The sequence below is a fragment of the Pseudomonas viciae genome (assembly GCF_004786035.1).
Classification (GTDB): domain Bacteria; phylum Pseudomonadota; class Gammaproteobacteria; order Pseudomonadales; family Pseudomonadaceae; genus Aquipseudomonas; species Aquipseudomonas viciae.
Genome location: NZ_CP035088.1, coordinates 3,904,075 through 3,920,889 on the forward strand (window position 1 = coordinate 3,904,075; position 16,815 = coordinate 3,920,889).

General features: G+C 61.0%; 14 protein-coding genes. 7 read left to right on the forward strand and 7 right to left on the reverse strand.

Annotated elements, in window-relative coordinates:
- Nucleotides 1-125 precede the first annotated feature (125 nt).
- On the reverse strand, nucleotides 126-380 hold the full coding sequence (locus EPZ47_RS16840; protein WP_178084314.1) for an Lpp/OprI family alanine-zipper lipoprotein: 255 nt from the start codon (nucleotides 378-380) through the stop codon (nucleotides 126-128).
- Between the two features lie 242 nt (nucleotides 381-622).
- On the opposite strand from EPZ47_RS16840, the gene EPZ47_RS16845 reads away from it, so the two are divergent.
- The 5 genes from EPZ47_RS16845 to EPZ47_RS16865 all read left to right on the forward strand — a co-directional run bounded on the left by EPZ47_RS16845 (nucleotide 623) and on the right by EPZ47_RS16865 (nucleotide 6,677).
- The gene (locus EPZ47_RS16845; RefSeq protein ID WP_135845832.1) at nucleotides 623-1,270 is read left to right on the forward strand and encodes a BON domain-containing protein; all 648 of its coding nucleotides are present in this window, start codon (nucleotides 623-625) and stop codon (nucleotides 1,268-1,270) included.
- Nucleotides 1,271-1,351: 81 nt separating this feature from the next.
- Nucleotides 1,352-3,181, forward strand: a complete 1,830-nt coding sequence (gene ftsH, locus EPZ47_RS16850) for an ATP-dependent zinc metalloprotease FtsH (RefSeq protein WP_135845833.1) — start codon at nucleotides 1,352-1,354, stop codon at nucleotides 3,179-3,181.
- A 487-nt stretch (nucleotides 3,182-3,668) separates the two neighbouring features.
- A complete protein-coding gene (gene fnr / locus EPZ47_RS16855) occupies nucleotides 3,669-4,421 on the forward strand; it encodes a fumarate/nitrate reduction transcriptional regulator Fnr (RefSeq protein WP_135845834.1) in 753 nt (250 codons plus the stop codon).
- 136 nt (nucleotides 4,422-4,557) lie between these two features.
- A complete protein-coding gene (arcD, locus tag EPZ47_RS16860) occupies nucleotides 4,558-6,051 on the forward strand; it encodes an arginine-ornithine antiporter (protein ID WP_135845835.1) in 1,494 nt (497 codons plus the stop codon).
- 89 nt (nucleotides 6,052-6,140) lie between these two features.
- Nucleotides 6,141-6,677, forward strand: a complete 537-nt coding sequence (locus tag EPZ47_RS16865; RefSeq protein WP_135845836.1) for an Hsp20/alpha crystallin family protein — start codon at nucleotides 6,141-6,143, stop codon at nucleotides 6,675-6,677.
- A 126-nt stretch (nucleotides 6,678-6,803) separates the two neighbouring features.
- On the opposite strand, the gene EPZ47_RS16870 is transcribed toward EPZ47_RS16865, so the two are convergent.
- From EPZ47_RS16870 to EPZ47_RS16880, 3 genes are all read right to left on the reverse strand, one after another.
- Nucleotides 6,804-8,159: an MBL fold metallo-hydrolase RNA specificity domain-containing protein gene (locus tag EPZ47_RS16870; RefSeq protein ID WP_135845837.1), complete on the reverse strand. Its 1,356-nt coding sequence runs from the start codon at nucleotides 8,157-8,159 to the stop codon at nucleotides 6,804-6,806.
- A 100-nt stretch (nucleotides 8,160-8,259) separates the two neighbouring features.
- Entirely contained in the window at nucleotides 8,260-9,150 is an 891-nt protein-coding gene (locus EPZ47_RS16875; RefSeq protein ID WP_135845838.1) for a universal stress protein, read from the reverse strand.
- 66 nt (nucleotides 9,151-9,216) lie between these two features.
- Nucleotides 9,217-11,589 (reverse strand): phosphoketolase family protein, encoded by a 2,373-nt coding sequence (locus tag EPZ47_RS16880; protein ID WP_135845839.1) that lies wholly within the window; start codon nucleotides 11,587-11,589, stop codon nucleotides 9,217-9,219.
- Nucleotides 11,590-11,779: 190 nt separating this feature from the next.
- Here EPZ47_RS16880 and EPZ47_RS16885 point away from each other — a divergent pair, with 190 nt between their 5' ends.
- The gene (locus EPZ47_RS16885) at nucleotides 11,780-12,763 is read left to right on the forward strand and encodes a zinc-dependent alcohol dehydrogenase family protein (RefSeq protein WP_135845840.1); all 984 of its coding nucleotides are present in this window, start codon (nucleotides 11,780-11,782) and stop codon (nucleotides 12,761-12,763) included.
- Here EPZ47_RS16885 and EPZ47_RS16890 read toward each other — a convergent pair.
- The gene (locus EPZ47_RS16890) at nucleotides 12,753-13,646 is read right to left on the reverse strand and encodes a universal stress protein (protein ID WP_135845841.1); all 894 of its coding nucleotides are present in this window, start codon (nucleotides 13,644-13,646) and stop codon (nucleotides 12,753-12,755) included. The two genes, EPZ47_RS16885 and EPZ47_RS16890, sit on opposite strands and share 11 nt — an antisense overlap.
- Nucleotides 13,647-13,894: 248 nt before the next feature.
- On the opposite strand from EPZ47_RS16890, the gene EPZ47_RS16895 reads away from it, so the two are divergent.
- The gene (locus EPZ47_RS16895; protein ID WP_135845842.1) at nucleotides 13,895-14,458 is read left to right on the forward strand and encodes a GNAT family N-acetyltransferase; all 564 of its coding nucleotides are present in this window, start codon (nucleotides 13,895-13,897) and stop codon (nucleotides 14,456-14,458) included.
- A gap of 53 nt (nucleotides 14,459-14,511) precedes the next feature.
- Here the strand turns inward: EPZ47_RS16895 and EPZ47_RS16900 are convergent, their stop codons facing one another.
- A complete protein-coding gene (locus EPZ47_RS16900; RefSeq protein ID WP_135845843.1) occupies nucleotides 14,512-15,423 on the reverse strand; it encodes a universal stress protein in 912 nt (303 codons plus the stop codon).
- Nucleotides 15,424-15,529: 106 nt separating this feature from the next.
- The gene (locus EPZ47_RS16905; RefSeq protein WP_135845844.1) at nucleotides 15,530-16,774 is read right to left on the reverse strand and encodes an MgtC/SapB family protein; all 1,245 of its coding nucleotides are present in this window, start codon (nucleotides 16,772-16,774) and stop codon (nucleotides 15,530-15,532) included.
- Nucleotides 16,775-16,815: the final 41 nt, after the last annotated feature.

Below are 16,815 nucleotides of genomic sequence, written 5' to 3' on the forward strand. Positions count from 1 at the left end.
GCCTTTGCAGTTGCACAGAAGTGTAGCCATTCCCACTGAGTCGGCATGGGCCCGGGTCTCTCAAGTGCCAGGAAACCGAAGATCGCCGCGCCCGGCCTCTTGAGCATGCCGCATGCATCCACTGATTACTTGCGCGTGGCCTTATCGGTCATCCGGGTGGCGCGGATGGTCGCCTCTTCGGCGGTACGTTGCGCCTGTTCGGCCATTATCTCGGCCTGCTCAGCTTTCCTGTAGGCCTCATCCGCCCTGAGTCTTGCCGTTGCGGCGTTATTTTCCGCCGACTCCAATCGGGCATCTATTTCCTGGGCATGCTTATGACTGCACCCGGCGGTGGTCGCTAGAAAAATACTCATCAATACGACCGGAAAATATCTATTCATGGTCATGGCTATTTCCTCGGTTAAGCGCGACAGGAACTACGTCTAACAACTGACCCGATTATCTGGCAACACTCTCTGCCCACTCTGATCTTTGTCAACTGCATGGCCCGTCCGACGCCCCCGCACCGTGGCTCACTAGAGCCTTGTTGATTTAGCTCAATGTCTTTGCGGCACTCAGGCGTAAAAAAAGCAAACCGGGCGCGTACGCCCCGCCTTTTCCTGATTACCTGGAGGACGCCGTGATGGACGACTTGACGCTGCGCAAGACCATTCTGGAAGAACTCGAGTTCCAACCTGACATCAACGCTGCAAATATCGGGGTGGCCGTGGACAACGGCGTGGTCACCCTCTCCGGTCATGTCAGCACTTATGCTCAGAAGATCAATGCCGAACGCGCAGTCAAAGGCATCAAAGGCGTGCGCGCCGTAGCTGAGGAAATCAAGGTTCGGCTGGATAAAGGCGCTGGCACGGCGGACGACACCATTGCCGCTCGCGCCTTGAAGATCATCAACTGGAGCTCGGACGTTCCCGAAGGCGACATAAAAGTCATCGTGCAGAACGGTTGGGTCAACCTGGAGGGTGAAGTCGATTGGCAGTACCAGAAGGAAACCGTGGAGCGGGCAGTGTTCAAGTTGTCCGGCGTGGTTGGGGTAAATAACCGACTCACCCTGCGACCTCGAGTGGACGCCGGCAATATCCAGCGCCGTATCGAGGAGGCCCTCAAGCGCAGCGCCGAGGTGGATGCCCAGGGCATTCGCGTCAAGGTCGACGGTGACGTGGTAAGGCTTGAAGGCAAGGTTCACCTATGGCGCCAGCGGCGGATAGCGGAGCGGGCGGCCTGGTCGGTACCTGGCGTCAGGGAAGTGGACGATCATCTGCTCCTGGCTTGAGTTGCAGACCGGGGAGTTTGCAGTCTTCCCGGTCACTCGTGCACGGCCTCTTCATCCGGGGCCTTTTACTGAGTCGAGGCCATGAAAAAAAACCACCAATGGAATCTGTCCTACTTCTTCATCGCATTCATCGCGCTCAGCCTCGTGCAGTTTTTGTTTCTTGAACGATCCAGTGTGCAAGTCATCCCCTACAGCCAGTTTCTGCAGCTATTGAACAATCAGAAGGTCAGCGATCTTCGCGTCGAGAAAGAACAGATCAGCGGCAAACTGAAGGAGCCGATCGAGGGGCACACGCTATTCTCCACCGTACGGGTCGATCCAGCATTGGCAACAGACCTCGCCCACTCAGGGGTCGGCTTTACAGGCATCAACGAAAACACCTTTTTAAGCGGCTTGCTGGGCTGGTTGCTGCCCTTCATGCTGATCATGGTGATCTGGCATTTCCTGTTTCGCGGGCTGGCGGAAAAACAGGGCCTGGGTGGGCTCATGAACATTGGCAAGTCCCGGGCCAAGGTGTTCGTCGAACGCGATACCGGGGTGACCTTCGCCGATGTCGCCGGTATCGACGAAGCCAAGACCGAACTGGTGGAAATTGTCTCCTTCCTCAAGGACAAGGCGAAATATGCCCGCCTCGGCGCGCACATCCCCAAGGGAACGTTACTGATCGGCCCGCCCGGCACCGGCAAGACCCTGGTCGCCAAAGCCATCGCCGGAGAAGCCGGCGTGCCCTTCTTCTCGATATCGGGGTCTGAATTCGTCGAGATGTTCGTCGGCGTCGGAGCGGCTCGCGTGCATGACTTGTTCGAGCAAGCCCGGCAGGCAGCGCCCTGTATCATTTTTATCGATGAACTCGATGCGCTGGGCAAAATGCGTGGCGTCGGCGCCTTTGGGGGCAACGACGAGAAAGAACAAACCCTCAACCAATTGCTCTCAGAGCTCGATGGCTTCGACCCGCGTGAGGGGGTTGTACTGCTCGCCGCGACCAACCGGCCTGAGGTGCTGGACCCGGCGTTGCTGCGAGCCGGCCGGATCGACCGGCAGATTCTGATTGATCGCCCCGACCGCAAAGGTCGCCAGGCGATCCTCAAGGTCCATCTTCAGAAAATCCTCACGGGACCGAACCTCGACAGTGAGCGTATCGCTGACATCACCACCGGTTTTACGGGTGCCGACCTGGCCAACCTGGTCAACGAAGCCGCCATCGTCGCCACCCGTCGCGGCGCCGAAGCGGTCAGCCTCGACGATTTCACGGCAGCCGTGGAGCGCATCATTGCCGGGGTTGAACGCAAGAGCAGCCTGCTGCACCCCGATGAACGCCAAGTGGTGGCCTATCACGAAATGGGCCATGCCCTGGCCGCCAGCAACCTGCCGGCCATGGACCCGGTCCACAAGGTTTCGATCGTGCCGCGCGCCATCGGCTCGCTGGGGTATACCTTGCAGCGTCCGACCGAGGATCATTTCCTCATCAGTTGCCAGATGCTCAAGGACCGCATGGTCGTGCTGATGGCCGGGCGGGCTGCAGAATCCCTGGTCTATGGCCAGATTTCCACCGGGGCCGCCGACGACTTGGCCCACGCGACGGATATCGCCCGCCAGTTGATCACCCGGTTCGGCATGAGCCCTGAGCTGGGCCAGGCCGTGCTGGAGCGCAAAAGCGCAACCTACCTGGGCGACCGCCTGCAGGACAGCGGTGAAAAAGATTACTCGGAGCAAACGGCCAGGGAAATCGACCTGGGCATTCGTGCGTTGCTCGATGAAGCCTATCAACGCGCCAAGACCTTGCTTGAAAGTCGCCGGACTGATCTGGACACTGGAGCTCGTCTGTTATTGGAAAGGGAGACCCTGACCCCTGAAGAGTTTGCCCCGCTCTTACCGACCAAGCGTCCGGTGGCGGCGCTGCGACTTCTTTGACAGCCCTCTTTTATGGGGCTGGCGAGCTACTGGGATGGCGGTCCTGCGCGGCCTCTCGCTCCCAGGCTCGCTGCAACAACTCGACAACCACTTCATCCGGGGCCTGAGGAAAAATCCTCATACCCATATCCATTGAAACCATCCAGTCAGGCATAAGCGGGAAAATCGCCTGATCCACTCGCTGCACAGCGCCTCCACCGTTTCAAGCGCGGCCACCGGCACCGCATGGATCGCCGCCATCATCTCTGAGTCATTGGAAAGCCTTCCCAGGTCACGATGCCCGTCATTTCGTCACGAACACATCCGCAGAATGGCCGTTGAATACGCCCCGTGCAGCTGAAAACGCTAGTGGGACGAGTTTGCTGCTGCGCGGTGCCGATTGCCTGCGAACTGAGCGCCAATCGACAGCCGGTATGCCTTTTGATGACAAAAAACAGGCGCGGTGGGATTGGTCTTCTATGCTTGCTTCGTCAAAGGAGTTTTCCCAATGGCCGAGAGCGAACCTAGACTTCTGCGCGTGCACGCCCTCAAAACCGCCTGCTCCAATTGCAGCGTGCTTGAGCTGTGCCTGCCCATCGGCCTGACGGGCGGTGAAGTCGAGCGCCTCGACACCCTGATTGCCCAGCGGGTGAAGGTCAAGAAGGGCTCGGCGCTATACCGCACTGGCGACCCGTTGCGCTCGTTGTATGCGGTGCGGCTGGGCTTCTTCAAGACCAGCGTGCTGTCGGTGGACGGTCGCGAACAGGTCACCGGGTTCCAGATGCCAGGTGAAATGCTCGGCCTGGACGCCATCAGCACCGATCACTACGCCTGTGATGCGATAGCCCTGGAAGACAGCGAGGTTTGCCCGATCCCTTTCAACCACCTGGAAAAACTTGCCCACGACCTGCCATCGCTGCAGCACAACCTGAATAAATTATTGAGCCAGGAGATCGTGCGCGATCACAGCATGTTGCTGCTGCTCGGCAATATGAACGCCGAAGAGCGCCTGGCCGCGTTTCTCTTGAACCTGTCACAACGGCTGAACATGCGCGGCTATTCCTCCAGGGAGTTTGTGCTGCGCATGAGCCGCGAAGCCATCGGCTCCTACCTGGGTCTGCGCCTGGAAACCATCTGTCGGGGCATCGCCCACCTGCGCCAAGAGGAACTGGTGGACGTGCATGGACGCAACGTCACGATCCTGGACTTGCCCGGCCTCAAGCAAAAGGTCGTCGGTTGCCATCGTCACGCCGAACTCTGAAATTCCCCCCGCACACCTTGCATGACCTCTGATCTAAATCAATGCCTCCTGCTGCCTTTGCGCCGAGATTAATACCAGCGTTCGGACCTTCGCATGGGCGACGGTCTCGGACCTTTCGTCTCGTGGAGGCCCTATCATGGCAACGCACCTGCAAGGCACGGAACCGGTCATCCCGACCGTCACACCTCACCCTTTAGCTGGCAGTTTGCGAAAGGTCGAACCTAAACGCTTGTCGTTGAGCCTGCTGATCGCCCTGGTGGTGGGCTCAATGATCGGCAGCGGCATCTTCAGCCTGCCCCAGAACATGGCCGCCAGCGCGGGCGCCGGGGCGATCCTCATCGGTTGGCTGATCACCGGCGTGGGCATGCTGTCGTTGGCCCTGGTCTATCAGATGCTCTCCAATCGCCAGCCTGAGCTCGATAACGGCGTGTTCGCTTACGCCCGCGCGCTGGGGGGTGAATTCCTGGGTTTCAATTCGGCCTGGGGCTACTGGATCAGCGCCTGGATCGGCAACGTCAGTTACCTGGTGATTCTGTTCGCCGCGCTCAGTTACTTCTTTCCGCTGTTCGGCGAAGGCAATAACAAAGCGGCCATTGCCGGTGCGTCGGTGGTGTTGTGGGCGCTGCACTGGATGATCCTGCGCGGCATGCGCACCGCCGCCAAGGCGAACGCCCTGACCACCATAGCCAAGGTGGTGCCGCTGCTGTTGTTCGTTGGGCTGGTGATCGCCGGTTTCTCCAAGGACACCTTCCTGGTGGACTTTTGGGGCACGCCAGCACTGGGCAGTACGCTGGATCAGGTCAAGAGCACCATGCTGGTGACGGTCTGGGTGTTTATCGGCATTGAAGGCGCCAACGTATTTTCCGCCCGTGCCGCCGAACGGGCGGACGTGGGCCGGGCCACCGTGATTGGTTTCGTCTTGACGTTGTTGCTGCTGATCGCCGTTTCCCTGTTGTCGCTGGGTATCCTCAGACAACCTGAACTGGCCGCCCTGAAGAACCCGTCCATGGCGGGGGTATTGGAAGCGGTGGCCGGACCCTGGGGGGCGGTGCTGATCAGCATCGGCCTGATCGTTTCGGTGGGCGGCGCCTTGCTGGCCTGGACCCTGCTGGCGGCTGAGTCGGTGTTCACCCCGGCCAAGGAAAAGGTCATGCCGCGTCTGCTGGCCTCGGAAAACCAGCAGGGAGTCCCCGCCAATGCGCTGTGGATCACCAATGGTTGCATCCAGTTGTTCCTGTTGTTGACGCTGTATTCGAGTGCCAGCTACCTGGCCCTCATTTCGCTCGCCACTTCGATGATCCTGCTGCCGTACCTGTTCAGCGGCCTGTATGCGCTGAAGATGACCTGGCAAGGCCAGACCTACGCCGGCCATCGCAGCCTGCAACTGCGCGACATGGCCATAGCCCTGGTCGCCACCGCCTATTGCGTCTGGCTGCTGTACGCCGCCGGTCCCCGGTACATGCTGCTCAGTGCCCTGCTCTATGCCCCCGGCTCGTTGATCTACCTGAGCGCTCAACGGGCCAGGACAGGCCAGGCCCTGAACGGTTTTGGCTGGGCCCTGCTGCTGGTGATCTGGGTGGCGGCGATCTTCGCCGGTTGGATGCTCTGGTCCGGCCAGCTCTCGTTGTAAAAGCTTGCAAGCGTGCATTGACCCGTCCGGGACCGGCCCCTGGCAATGGCGCCAGGAGCCATCCGGACATCACCAAAGAGGAAAATCAAATGTCCAATTCAGTGAAAAAAATGCCGGTCAACACCGAAAAAAATGCTCCGCATCCCGCCAAGACTGACCTCTGGCATCCGCTGGAAAAACTCCGTCAGCAGGTCGATCACCTGTTCGATGACTTCAGCCGGGGGACAGGGCTCTCACCCTTCAGTCGCGGATTGTTCGATGTCGAGCCCTTCTGGCGCCGCGAGTTCGCCACCAGCCTGCCGGCCGTGGATATCAGCGAAAAGGATAAGAGCTTTGAAATCACTGCCGAACTGCCTGGCATGGATCAAAAGGACATCGAAATCCGCCTGGCCAATGGCAACCTGATCATCAAGGGGGAGAAAAAAGAAACCAAGGAAGAAAATAAAAAAGGTTATCACCTGTCCGAACGCCATTACGGCTCCTTCGAAAGGGTGTTCAACCTGCCAAAAGGGATCGACAGCGACAAGATCGAAGCCCAGTTCAGCAAAGGCGTGCTGACACTGACGCTGCCTAAAAAACCGGAAGCACTGAAAGCGGAAAAAGTCGTGCCGATCAAGGCTGACTGAACGCTCGATAGCCTGCCCCTCGCCGGCCAACGACGAGGGGCTTTTTTGTGGCTGGGCTTATTTCAGGCTGACGACGTCATTGCCGCTACCGGCCTCTTCGCGAGCAAGCTCGCGATGGCGGTGGGGTCAGAGCTCCACGCTATCGCGGTATTCCGGCACCGACACTGACCAGCCCAGTTCGTCGTGAATGCGATGGCGCAGGACATCGGAAGCGTTGGGCTCGCCGTGGACGACATAGGTATGCCGTGGCGGGGTCTTGAAGCCGCGCAGCCATTGCATGATTTCGTCGGCATCGGCGTGGGCAGACAGCGTCTGCATCGGCACCACTTCAGCATTGATCGGCACGTCCTTGCCATGGATACGCACCGAGGGCTCGCCCGCCACAATCCTTGCGCCCCGCGTACCACCCGCCTGGAACCCCGGCATCAACAAGGTGTTGATGGGGTTGGGGGCAAGACTCTTGAGGTGGTGCAGCACCCGTCCACCGGTGGCCATGCCACTGGCGGCGATGATCACTGCCGGGGTGCGTTGCAGGTCCAGGGCCATGGAGTCCTTGGCCGAGCGAACCGGATGTGCAATGTGACACATGCCTTCGCATTCTTCCCTGGACAGCCGATGCTCAGCGCCAAAGCGCTGATACAACCGGGTGACATCGATGGCCATGGGACTGTTGAGGTAAATCGGGATATCCGGGATGGCGTGGCGCTGTTTCAGGCGATACAGGTGATACATCAGCAGCTGTGCACGTCCGACCGTGAACGAAGGCACCAGGGTGATGCCGCGACGCAATGCCGTGCGGGTAATGACATCGGCCAGTTGATCTTCCGGTGACTCCCGTGGGTGCCGACGGTCGCCGTAGGTGGATTCCACCAGCAGATAATCCGCCTGCTCGATGGCCTGGGGGGCAAACATCACCGGGTCCTCGGGCCGCCCCAGGTCCCCGGAACACACCAGCGTCACCCCGCCAGCCTGGACCTGCACCGTGGCGGCGCCGAGGATATGCCCGGCGCGGCGCAGCAATATCGTCACCCCTCGGGCAATTTCCACCGGATGTTCAAACGCGATCGGCCGCAGTAACTTCAGCGCCCGCTCGGCGTTCTCGAGGGTGTACAACGGCAACGCCGGGTCGTGCTTGGAGAATCCCTTGCGGTTAGCGTACTCGGCCTCTTCTTCCTGCAGGCGGGCACTGTCGCGCAAGAGGATTTTCACCAGTTCACAGGTCGCCGGCGAGGCATAGATCGGACCGCGATAACCATTGCGCACCAGCACCGGTAGATAACCGCTGTGGTCCAGGTGCGCATGGGTCAATACGATCGCGTCCAGCTCCCGCATTGGCAGTTCGAACGGGTCCCAGTTGTGCAAGCGCAATTGCTTGTACCCCTGGAAGAGACCGCAATCGATCAGGATGTGCTGTTCGTCGTGTTCCAGCAGGTATTTGCTGCCGGTGACCGTGCCGGCTGCTCCCAGAAAGGTCATGCGCATGACGGTGCTCCTGAACAGTCGATAGAGGCTCTATGGGTCACATCATTCACCTTGCCTGCCGTTGATTTTAGTCAACAACACAGTGGCCAGGGCCGATTGCTCAAACCGCCAGAACACTGCACGACACCTGGTACAGAATGTGCTCGGTCGTGCTGCCCAAGAGTCCATGCAGATCATTGTGTTGGAATCGGCCCATGACGATCACGTCTACCTCGTGCTCCAAGGCGAACTCACTCAGGGCCGACACTGGATGGCCCAGTAGAAAATGCCGGCGCTCGGCCGGCACACCGAACAGATTCGCCAGTTCCAGGAAGGTTTTTTCCAGGCTCCTGCGAAACTCCTTGCTGAGCTGCGACAGCGACAAGCCGCCACCGCCCACATCCCCCAGATAGACTGACGACACCTCATAGGCATGAACCAGATGCAGCTCGGCGTCGCACTGCAAGGCCAGCCCCATTGCCTCGCGGATGATCCGGTCGTTCAGCCCACTGTTCTGGGCAAATGCACTGGAAGGGTCCACCGCCGCGACCACTTTACGCGGCAGCGCATGACCGGTGGCCCCCACCAGGTACATCGGTACAGGGCAATTGCGCAGTAGTTGCCAGTCCAGCGGCGTGAAAAAAGCGCGTTTGAGTAAAGGCTCGTGTTGCACCTGCTTGATCAGCAAGTCGGGTTGGATCTGCGTGACGTGTTGCAGGATCTGCTTGCCCATCTTATGGGCCCACTCCACCTCGGTGGTGACCCGCAGGCCACGACGACGCATCTTGTCCGCCTCATCCTCCAACCAGTGGCGATGGTCCTGGAGATAGTTCTGCCGCGCCTCTTCGCGCGGCTCCTCTTCAAGCAGCGACAGGATCTCCAGTGAGGGGATCAATGCGGTGATGTGCAGGTGCGCCCCGCTGGCCGCCGCCAGGGCCGCGCCGTGATGAAGGGCGGGCGAATGGCGTTGGGCCGGGTTGAGGATCAGCAGCAGGCGTTGGTACTGGCTCATGATGGGTCTCCAAAGTCAGGCTCGAACGCCACGGTGCAGCGTCGATGCCATGAGGCGTGTTGGCAGTCATTGCGGCGTCGGCGTCCAGCGCCAGTTCAATACTTCGGGCATGTCCTGGCCATGCTCGATGAGGTACAGCTGATGCTTTTCCATGGTTGCCCAGTAGCGATCCCGAGCGCTGTCCACCAGCGGCTGCAAGCCTGGCACGCGCTGGATGACATCGAGCGCCAGTTGGTAGCGATCCAAGTGGTTGATCACCGCCATGTCGAACGGCGTGGTGGTGGCGCCCTCCTCCATGAAACCGCGGACATGGAAGTTATCGTGATTGTGGCGTTTGTAGACCAGCCGATGGATCAGCGACGGATAACCGTGGAAGGCGAAAATCACCGGCTTATCCACGGTAAACAACCCATCGAACTCGGCGTCCGGCAACCCGTGGGTATGCTGTTGCGGCGGTTGCAGGGCCATCAGGTCCACGACATTCACTACCCGCACACGCAGGTCGGGCACGTACTCACGCAGCAGCGTGACAGCAGCCAGGGTTTCCAGGGTCGGCACGTCACCGGCACAGGCCATCACCACGTCCGGGTCCTCGTCGTTGTGGCAGGCAAAGGCCCAGCGACCGATCCCGATCGAGCAGTGCCGGATGGCCGAATCGATGTCCAGCCATTGCCATTCCGGCTGCTTGCCGGCCACGATGACATTGATGTAATCGCGGCTCTTGAGGCAGTGATCGGCAACGGACAACAAGCAATTGGCGTCTGCTGGCAGGTAGATGCGCACCACGTCGGCGCTCTTGTTCGCCACCAGGTCGATGAACCCCGGGTCCTGATGGGAAAACCCATTGTGGTCCTGACGCCAGACGTGGGATGTGAGCAGGTAATTGAGCGAAGCGATGGGCGCGCGCCACGGGATCTGGGCAGCGGTCTTGAGCCACTTGGCGTGCTGGTTGAACATCGAATCGACGATGTGGATGAACGCCTCATAGCAGGAAAACAGCCCGTGCCGACCGCTCAGCAAATACCCTTCCAGCCAACCTTCACACACCTGTTCACTGAGGATTTCCATCACCCGGCCTTCGCACTCCAGGTTCGTATCGCCCGCCTCCAGCGCCGCCATCCAGGCTTTGCCACTGACCTCGTACACCGCATCGAGGCGATTGGAGGCGGTTTCGTCGGGGCCGAACAGGCGGAAATTGCCCGCCCGCAGGTTGTGCTTCATCACATCTCGCACAAAGCCGCCCAACACCCGTGTGGACTCTGCCTGCACGCTGCCGGGGGCGCTGAGTTGCACGGCGTAATCAGTAAACCGAGGCAGCTCCAGGGGTTTGAGGAGCAAGCCGCCATTGGCGTGGGGATTGGCGCCCAGGCGCCGATGTCCGGTCGGCGCCAACGCGGCAATATCCGGCAGCAACGCACCGTTGGCGTCGAACAGTTCCTGGGGCCGATAACTCTGGAGCCACTGTTCCAGTTGCGTCAAGTGCATGGGCAGCTCGAAATGGCTCAGCGGTACCTGGTGAGAGCGCCAGGTGCCTTCAACCTGCTGCCCGTCGACGAACTTCGGACCGGTCCAGCCCTTGGGCGTGCGCAACACCAGCATCGGCCAGAGCTGACGCTCCGGCGCCTCCCCCGACGAATCCGCGCGGGCCATGCGCTGGATCTCGCGAATCTTGAGCAACATGCCGTCCAAGGTCCTGGCCAACTGCTGGTGCACCGCTTGCGGGTCGTCGCCTTCGACAAAATAAGGGTCATAGCCGTAGCCATACATCAGGGCCGCCAGTTCGTCTTCACTGATGCGCGAAAGCAGCGTCGGGTTGGCGATCTTGAAGCCGTTGAGATGCAGGATGGGCAATACGGCGCCATCGCGCCGGGGGTTGAGGAACTTGTTGGAGTGCCAGCTTGCCGCCAACGTGCCGGTTTCGGCTTCACCGTCACCAATGACGCAGGCCACGATCAGGTCCGGGTTGTCGAACGCCGCCCCATAGGCATGGGCCAGGGAATAGCCCAGCTCCCCGCCTTCGTGGATAGAGCCAGGAATCTGCGCCGAGACATGACTGGACAGCCCATAGGGCCAGGAGAATTGCCGGAACAGGCGCAGCATTCCGTTTTCGTTCTGCTCCACTGCGGGATAGCACTGGGTGAAGCTGCCCTCCAGGTAACTCTGGGCGACGATGGCCGGGCCGCCATGCCCGGGGCCGGTGATCAGGATCATGTCCAGGTCATGACGCTTGATCAGGTGATTGAGGTGCACGTAAATCAGGTTCAGCCCTGGCGTCGTGCCCCAATGGCCCAGCAAGCGAGGCTTGACGTGACCCTGTTGCAGCGGTTTGCGCAGCAAGGGGTTGTCCTTGAGGTAGATCTGGCCCACGGCCAGGTAATTGGACGCTCGCCAGTAGGCGTCAATGCCTTCCAGTTGGTCGGGGCTGAGAAAATCGCTCATCACGTCCTCCGCAAAAAACAGGGTTGGCGGCAGCTGACCCTGATCGCTTGAACCGTTCTCGAACGGCTTGCCATGCCTGATTCTGGAGCGCCCGAATGAGCACGACTTGATTTACATCAGAACCAGGGAGGCTAAGGTCATACAAGGTTCTCGTTCGATGTTCTGGCACCGCCCAAACAGGAGATTGCTCATGCGCGCCATGGTCCTGCACACGCCCGGCCAGCCCTTGCAACTGGAGGAACGTCCGCGACCGACGCCGGCCTCCGGGCAAATGCTGATCAAGGTGCAAGCCAGCGGTGTGTGCCGTACCGACCTGCACCTATTCGACGGAGAACTACCGCAGGCCCGGTTGCCGCGGGTGCCGGGCCACGAGATTGTCGGTGAGGTGATCGCCGTTGGCGCGCAGGTGGCCGCGGACTGGATTGGCCGGCGGGTAGGCGTGCCCTGGCTGGGGTGGACGTGCGGGGTGTGTGAGTTCTGCCGCTCGGGTCGGGAGAACCTCTGCGACCAGGCGTTGTTCACCGGCTGCCAGCTGGACGGCGGTTATGCCGATTACACCGTCGCCGATGCGCGGTTCTGCTTCCCCCTCCCCGACACGCTGGAGGCCGCCGAAGCGGCGCCCTTGCTGTGTGCCGGGCTGATCGGTTTCCGGGCCTTGCAGATGGCGCAAAACGCCCCTCACCTCGGTCTTTATGGTTTCGGCGCAGCTGCACACCTGGCGATCCAGGTCGCTGTGGGCCGGGGTCAGCAGGTCTATGCCTTCACTCGTCCCGGTGATGACAGCGGCCAGGACTATGCCCGTTCGCTGGGCGCCACCTGGGCCGGGCCATCGGATCAGGCGCCGCCACACTTGCTCGACGCCAGCCTGATATTCGCCCCCGTCGGCGCCCTGGTGCCGCTGGCCTTGCAAGCCACTGCCAAAGGCGGCTGCGTGGTGTGTGCCGGCATTCACATGAGCGACATCCCGGCCTTCCCCTATCGCCTGTTGTGGCAGGAGCGCAGCGTGCGCTCAGTGGCCAACCTGACTCGCGCGGACGGCGTGGCGTTTTTCGAGCAGATCCAGCGTACGCCTGTGCATTGCAACGTGACCTGCTACCCACTGGATCAAGCCAACCAAGCCCTGGAGCGCCTGAGGAGCGGCCAGGTCAACGGGGCCATCGTGCTCATCCCTTGACCGCCAGCAGACTGCCCGGCACCGAATACAGGGCCCGCTCGGTCGTACTGCCAATCAAACGCTCAAGACCGGCGCGGTGCACGGTGCCCATCACCACCACGTCCGCCTCGAACGCCTCGAGGAATTCATGAATCACCGGCACGGGCAGGCCGATGACGAAGTGCCGGCGCTCGGCCGGCACCTCACAATGTTCGGCGAGGGTGATGAACGCTGCGTGCAACGATTCGCGCAAGGCGTCGGCAAAGTCCTCATCCCAGGCCCCGGCCAGTAACGCGGCTTCGCCATTGAAGGCCGGCGACAGGTCGCAGGCATACAGCAGGTGCAACGCAGCATCGCATTGCCGGGCCAAGGCAGCGGCCGTCTGGACGATGCGCTCGTTCAAGGCATTGGCCTCGGGATCCGAGGGGTCCACCGCAGCCACCACCCGACGCGGCAAGCCGTTTACTGCCTGGTTGACCAAATGCACGGGGACCGGGCAGTCGCGCAACAGATGACAATCCAGCGGCGTGGCGAAAACGCGCTTGAGCAAAGGTTCGAGGGTGACGTCCTTGATCAACAGGTCGGGCTGGAACTGTTCGACGTAGCGCAGAATGTCCAGCAACGGATGGATGGTCCAGACCACGTGTGTCGTCACCTCCAGCCCTTCCTCCTTGAGCAGCGAGGCCTCCTCCACCATCCAGCGACGATAACGGTGCAAATAGCGCTGGATCGTCGCCTGGTCGATTTTTTCACCCCACAAATGGGTACGCGGTGGCGGCTGAACGAAGGCGCATAAATGCAGCTCGGCGCCACTGGCCCTGGCCAGGGCACAGGCCCGTCGCATCGCCGCGGAAGGATGCAGATCGGGTTCGACAATCAAGAGCAGGCGCTGGTATTGCCCCATCACACACCTCCATCGGGTTGTTCACCTCGAATCGGAAACCGCGCGCCGAAGCGTTGCGGCGTGATCTGCAGCGTGCGCCCATCAACGCCCCAAACGGTTTGATCTGAATCAACTACGGGGCAATCGACAGCTGGGTACACGAGGACTGATCCAGATCAGAATCAATCGCCGCCGCGGGCGTAGAACAATACCGAATGCGTAGCTTTTTTTGCCGCACCGCAGGTTCACATCCGAAGGAGGATCACATCATGCTCACAGTCAAAGACCACAACGAACGCGCCGCCGCCCTGTATGCCAGCATCAGTGGCAAGCACTGGATCCAGGCCCTTAAAGACGGCCGGCACGTGTTGATCAGGCCGCTGCGCGATGAAGACCGCCAGCGCGAATATGACTTCATCAAGCGCCTGTCACCGGAGTCCCGGCACATGCGTTTCCTGGCGCAAATCAATGAGCCAGGCACGGCCATGCTCGATCAATTGATGGATATCGATTGCAAGACACGCATGGCCTACATCGCCCTGGTCCATGACAACGGCCAGTTGATCGAGATCGGCGTCAGCCGCTATTGCGCGACCGGCGAACATGAATGCGAGTGTGCCGTGACCGTCGCCGATTCCTGGCAGCACCTGGGGCTGGGGACGTTGTTGATGGAGCATTTGATCGAGACCGCGCGCAAAAACGGTTATCGCCAGATGTATTCCGTCGACGCCGCCAGCAACGCCCCCATGCGGGACCTGGCCCATAGCCTGGGGTTTGAAACCCGTTCCGACCCCGACGACACCCGGCAGGTCATCCACCGTCTCTATCTCTAGTCACAACACTGGCGCGGGGCCACGCATCGAGGCCCCGCGCGGAGTTGATCCCCTCACTCCTGCGGCTTGATTGCCAACACGCTGCAGGGGGCCCGTTGCAAGATGAGTTCGGCGGTGGTGCCCAAACGCCGGTCCAGGCCACGATGCCCGGTGGTGCCCATGACAATGACGTCGACCTGGTGATCGGCGGCGAACGTGCAGATGCTGTTCAATGGCGTGCCTTCAATGAAATGACGCTGCTGCGGCTCGACCCCATGGCGCTCGGCCAGGGACTCGAAGACCTCGTGCTGCGCCCGGCCCAGTGCTTCGTAGAGTCCCGTGGCCAGGGGTAGCGCGCCGATGCCCATGTCCGAGGCGTACACCGCCGTCCAATCGAAAGCGTGCAGCAACTCCACTTGGGCGTTGCACTGTTCAGCCAGTTTCACGGCGGCGTTGACGATCTGGTCGTTGAACACCAGGTCCTGGTCTTCACTGCGCAGCACATCGACAATCGCCAGGATCCGCCGAGGCCGGGGGTGACGGGCGTCCGTGACCAGGTGTACCGGCACCGGACAGTCACGCAGCAAGCGCCAGTCCAGTGGCGTGAAGAAAATTCGCTTCATCGCCGGTTCCGGCTCGGCGTCCTTGATGATCAGTGCCAATGGCATCTCTTTGACGTATTGCTGCAAAGCTTGATAGGGATCTTTGCCCCAAACCACTTCACAGCTCACCTCGACCCCGTGTCGGCGCGCCAGCTCAGCCTGTTGCCACAGCCAGTGCCGATGCGTCTCCAGGTAGCCCTCGCGCGCTTGTTTGACCTGCTCCGGGGCGAAAAGACCGGCCACCGAGAGCAAATCCAGGTAATCGATCGCGACGATGTGCAGGGGCAAATCCAGGGCCAGAGCCAGTTCGGTGGCGCGGTCGAACGCTGGCGTACGGATCATGGCGTCAGGCGCCAATAACAACAAACGTTGAGTCTGGGACATGGAACACCTCGGCACGTGGCGGCTGCCACTTAAAGGATTGAGGGTTCCAGAATGGACGCATGCCAAGCGCAGGACTTGATCTTCATCAAACTGCCATCACTCAGGCTCACGGACTCGGGAGTAGTAGCCCGGCCCACATCGCCAGCGTCACCAGCACCTGACCTGGGATCACATACCCGGCGAAACCGCGCCCACCGCTGAGCCAGGCCACCACGCATTTGCTCAGGGAGTTGCTGCTCAGCGCCATCAAGACCGGCACGGCGACGACATCGAAGGGCATCAACCCGGCCTTCGCCAAAGAAGCAATGGAGGCTGTCGAGGCATGGGCGTCGACCAGTCCGCTGAAAATCGCAGTCACGGTCACACCGGTCTGCCCGAATTGCTCAAGCATCGCCGATGACAGGAGCGTGATACCGCTCATCACCAGAACGACCGTCAATGCCAGTTTGAGGCTGAAGGCCCCGCCGTGCTTGATAGGCTCATCGGCCCGAACCCTGGGGCGGGGAAACATCAGCAGGCCAGCGTAGAGCAACGTCATCAGCAGCCCGCACAGCAGCGGCCCCCACATCCAACGCAACAGAGCGGGCTCCACCGCAAAGAGGATCAACCCCATTTGAACCACCGTCGCCAGGTTGGACAATACGGCGGCGGCACTCAGCACCTTGAGATTGAGCGGCTCTTTCGCGGCGATATTACCCATGGTCGCGACGGTCGCCGTGGCCGAGGCGAACCCCGAGGCAATCGCGCTGAGGGCGTAACCGTAACGGGTGCCAAGGGTGCGGACTGCGACATGCCCCAGCGCCCCCACCGCCATCAGCATGACTGTCAGGGTGCAAAGGGTGCGCGGATTGATTGCATTGTAGGGTCCGAGGAAACGATCCGGCGCCAGCGGTAGCACCACCAGGGCAGCAATCAACAGCAACAGGCCATCACGCAGTTCGGCAGCGGTCAGTTGGTTGCGGGCGAAGTGGTGCAGCGTCTGCCGACTGGCGAGCAGCCCGGCTATGACCACACCAATCGCGATCGCCAGGGCCGGCGCGCTCACACATAACGCCCCCAAGGCCAGCACCGCGAACACAGTCACCTCGCTGGTGATGCCGGGGTCTTTGTCGAGGTTTTTCCAGTACGCCATCGTGACCACTGCCCCCAGCGCAAGCGCGACGAACCCAAGCAACAACGGGCCGCCGGCCCGGACCGTGACATAACCCAGCAAAGACGTAATGGCAAAGGTGCGCAGGCCAGCAAAGTCGCGTCTATCGCCCTCGCCTTTACGCCGCTCGCGCTCCAGCCCCACCAACAGGCCGATTCCCAGCGCAGCGGCAGCATTGGCAAAGCCCAGGGTTTCGCTTATGGGGGCGTCGATGGCGATTACTCCAACGGTATCTATATCCA

Excerpts from the sequence above, each read along its gene's own strand:
- EPZ47_RS16845 (WP_135845832.1), top strand. The coding sequence starts at position 623 with ATGGACGACTTGACGCTGCGCAAGACCATTCTGGAAGAACTCGAGTTC.
- EPZ47_RS16900 (WP_135845843.1), bottom strand. The coding sequence starts at position 15,423 with ATGTCCCAGACTCAACGTTTGTTGTTATTGGCGCCTGACGCCATGATC.
- fnr (WP_135845834.1), top strand. The coding sequence starts at position 3,669 with ATGGCCGAGAGCGAACCTAGACTTCTGCGCGTGCACGCCCTCAAAACC.
- EPZ47_RS16890 (WP_135845841.1), bottom strand. The coding sequence starts at position 13,646 with ATGGGGCAATACCAGCGCCTGCTCTTGATTGTCGAACCCGATCTGCAT.
- ftsH (WP_135845833.1), top strand. The coding sequence starts at position 1,352 with ATGAAAAAAAACCACCAATGGAATCTGTCCTACTTCTTCATCGCATTC.
- EPZ47_RS16840 (WP_178084314.1), bottom strand. The coding sequence starts at position 380 with ATGAATAGATATTTTCCGGTCGTATTGATGAGTATTTTTCTAGCGACC.
- EPZ47_RS16870 (WP_135845837.1), bottom strand. The coding sequence starts at position 8,159 with ATGCGCATGACCTTTCTGGGAGCAGCCGGCACGGTCACCGGCAGCAAA.
- arcD (WP_135845835.1), top strand. The coding sequence starts at position 4,558 with ATGGCAACGCACCTGCAAGGCACGGAACCGGTCATCCCGACCGTCACA.
- EPZ47_RS16875 (WP_135845838.1), bottom strand. The coding sequence starts at position 9,150 with ATGAGCCAGTACCAACGCCTGCTGCTGATCCTCAACCCGGCCCAACGC.
- EPZ47_RS16885 (WP_135845840.1), top strand. The coding sequence starts at position 11,780 with ATGCGCGCCATGGTCCTGCACACGCCCGGCCAGCCCTTGCAACTGGAG.
- EPZ47_RS16880 (WP_135845839.1), bottom strand. The coding sequence starts at position 11,589 with ATGAGCGATTTTCTCAGCCCCGACCAACTGGAAGGCATTGACGCCTAC.
- EPZ47_RS16895 (WP_135845842.1), top strand. The coding sequence starts at position 13,895 with ATGCTCACAGTCAAAGACCACAACGAACGCGCCGCCGCCCTGTATGCC.
- EPZ47_RS16865 (WP_135845836.1), top strand. The coding sequence starts at position 6,141 with ATGTCCAATTCAGTGAAAAAAATGCCGGTCAACACCGAAAAAAATGCT.